This is a genomic window from uncultured Megasphaera sp. (genome assembly GCF_958350005.1).
Classification (GTDB): Bacteria; Bacillota; Negativicutes; order Veillonellales; family Megasphaeraceae; genus Megasphaera.
Genome location: NZ_CATWFF010000230.1, coordinates 1 through 2,818 on the forward strand (window position 1 = coordinate 1; position 2,818 = coordinate 2,818).

At 49.8% G+C, this 2,818-nt stretch carries 2 protein-coding genes; one reads left to right on the top strand and one right to left on the bottom strand.

Annotated elements, in window-relative coordinates:
* Positions 1-193 precede the first annotated feature (193 nt).
* The gene (gdhA, locus tag Q3886_RS09845) at positions 194-1,543 is read left to right on the top strand and encodes an NADP-specific glutamate dehydrogenase (RefSeq protein WP_301861293.1); all 1,350 of its coding nucleotides are present in this window, start codon (positions 194-196) and stop codon (positions 1,541-1,543) included.
* Positions 1,544-1,627: 84 nt separating this feature from the next.
* Here gdhA and Q3886_RS09850 read toward each other — a convergent pair whose 3' ends face one another.
* A complete protein-coding gene (locus tag Q3886_RS09850; RefSeq protein WP_301861294.1) occupies positions 1,628-2,797 on the bottom strand; it encodes an amidohydrolase in 1,170 nt (389 codons plus the stop codon).
* Positions 2,798-2,818: the final 21 nt, after the last annotated feature.

The following is a 2,818-nucleotide window of genomic DNA, read 5'->3' on the forward strand; positions in this document are numbered from 1 at the left end:
TAACTTTTCGCCCTGTCTATTTCGGCAAATTATTCAGTTAATCTTTATGTTTATTTTGTAAATTATCTGTTCATTTTTCTGTACCTAAAATTTATTTTCACATTGCAGTATTTTCAAGAGCAAAAAAACATGCTATGATGTACTCATAGAAAGCATGTATGTACTCGACAAACATTCTATGAGGTGATTACACATGAACAAGTATCTCGCATCAGTCATTGAACACGTCAAAACGAAGTACGCAAATGAACCTGAATTTGTCCAGACCGTAGAAGAAGTTTTTTCCTCTCTGGAACCTGTCGTAGAACGCCATCCGGAATACGAAAAATTCGATCTTCTTACTCGATTAGTCGAACCGGAAAGACAGTTTACATTCCGTGTTGTCTGGCAGGATGACGCTGGCAAGTATCATACCAATACAGGGTACCGCTTCCAGTTCAATGGCGCCATTGGCCCTTATAAAGGGGGCCTGCGTTTCCAGAAAAATGTCTATCCTGGGATCATCAAGTTCCTGGGGTTTGAACAGATTTTCAAAAACGCGCTGACCGGTCTGCCCATTGGCGGTGCCAAAGGGGGCGCTGATTTCGATCCTACAGGCAAATCGGATGCGGAAATCATGCGGTTCTGTCAGAGTTTCATGCAGGGCTTATACCGGTACATCGGCCCGGACATCGACGTTCCTGCCGGTGATATGGGCGTCGGCGGCCGTGAAATCGGCTACCTCTTCGGCGAATACCGCCGTCTGAAAGGAGCCTTTGAAAACGGCGTTCTCACCGGCAAGGGCTTCAGCTTTGGCGGCTCCCTCATCCGTCCGGAAGCAACGGGATACGGTGCCGTATACTTCCTGGAAAATGTACTGAAAGACGACGGTCAGGATATTAAAGGAAAGACCATCGCTGCCGCCGGTTTCGGCAACGTTACGTGGGGCATCTGCAAAAAAGCGACGGAACTGGGTGCAAAAGTTGTTACCTTATCCGGACCGGACGGCTATATTTATGATCCCGATGGTGTAGCAACGGAAGAAAAAATCAATTACCTGCTGGAAATGCGCAACAGCGGCCGCAACTGCGTCAAAGACTATGCCGACAAATTTGGCGTAGAATTCTTCCCCGGCGAAAAACCGTGGGGCCGCAAAGTGGATATCATTATGCCGTCGGCCATGCAGAACGACGTCCACATGGAACAGGCCAAACAGATTGCCGCCAATAAAGTACGGTACTATATTGAAGTCGCCAACATGCCGACAACCAATGATGCACTGAAATACCTGTTGGATCAGAAAGATATGATCGTCGCTCCTTCCAAGGCAGTCAATGCCGGCGGCGTAGCCGTATCGGCTCTGGAAATGAGCCAGAACAGCGAACGTCTCGTCTGGACGGAAGAAGAAGTCGACACCCGCCTCCATCATATCATGAATACTATCTATAAAAACTGTAAGGAAGCATCGGCCCGCAACGGCCTGGGATACAACCTCGTCGCTGGTGCCAACATCGCCGGCTTCGAACGAGTCGCTGACGCCATGCTTTCGCAGGGCGTATTCTAACTTCACCCTCCATATACGGCAATATAATGCCGAAAAAAACGCAGCCCTTTTCAGGGAGCTGCGTTTTTTTATTGTCCTGTATAGTTACTTTCCTACAGTCTGTTCAAATTCCTGGCGAACAGCCTGCCGAATCTGTGGATCCTTTTCAAAAGCGAATAAAATGCGGCCTATAATTTCCGCTCCCTGCAGAATAACCGGCTCAATAGACGGCTGTTTCACCATATTGGCAATGGCCGCCGAATGGCCCGGGCACCATACGTTCCCCATGGCCAGGTGCAGATGCAGGGCCGGGCACTGATGACTGACATTGCCAATGTCTGAGCTGCCGCAGTCAGACGGTTCCGTAAAGGGAATACCCATATCACGCAGGACCTGACGGGACACTTCTGTCGCCGCTTCATTCCACACCATGTCGTCGAATTTATAGCCCAGCTGTTTTACATTATACGTCGTTTCCGTCGCCAAAGCAGCACCTTTAAAGCAATTCATGATTTTAGCAACAACCTGATCCAAATACTTCCTCGTCGTGTGACGAATGCAGCATTCCACTTCGGAAAAATCAGGCACTACGTTAGAAGCGGAACCGCCATTGACGATATAGGAACCAATCCGTGTTTCCGGCCGGACATGCTGGCGCAGCATATCAATGGCATGGAGAGCCAGCATGGCACCGTTCAGGGCATTGCGGCCATTCCAGGGCTCGCTGGCAGCATGGGCTGTCTGTCCATGAAACTGAATGCGATAGTCATCGAGAGCCAGGAAATGGGAATTAGCCGTCGTTTCCGTCGGCGATACGTGCACCATGAGAGCCAGGTCATACTGTCTGAATATGCCGGCGTTGCACATACCCACTTTACCGCCCCGCAGTTCTTCATCAGGCGTGCCGATTAAATCGACATCCATGGGAAGGCCTTTCATGGCGTGGAGAGCGGCAGCTGCCAGAAAACTCATGGAACCATTGGCAGAATGACCGCAGCCGTGACCAATATCAGGCAGGGCATCGTATTCAGCCAAGATGGCTGCTTTCAGGACAGGATGGTCCGCCCGGCAGACTGCTGCCCGAAAGGCTGTAGGCTGATTGGTAAAGTTTTCTTCCACGGTCATGCCCAGCCCACGGCAGGCCTGTACATAAGCCGCACAGGCGTGATATTCTTCACCGGATAATTCCGGATCGTTGGCGATCTGGTAATTTAATTGAAACGCCTGCTGCTGATGCCGTTGTAAATACTGCTGAAACTCACTCAAAAAAGACACAATACATACCTCCTGTAAAAT

Coding starts and splice junctions, on each gene's coding strand:
- gdhA (WP_301861293.1), top strand. CDS start 194: ATGAACAAGTATCTCGCATCAGTCATTGAACACGTCAAAACGAAGTAC.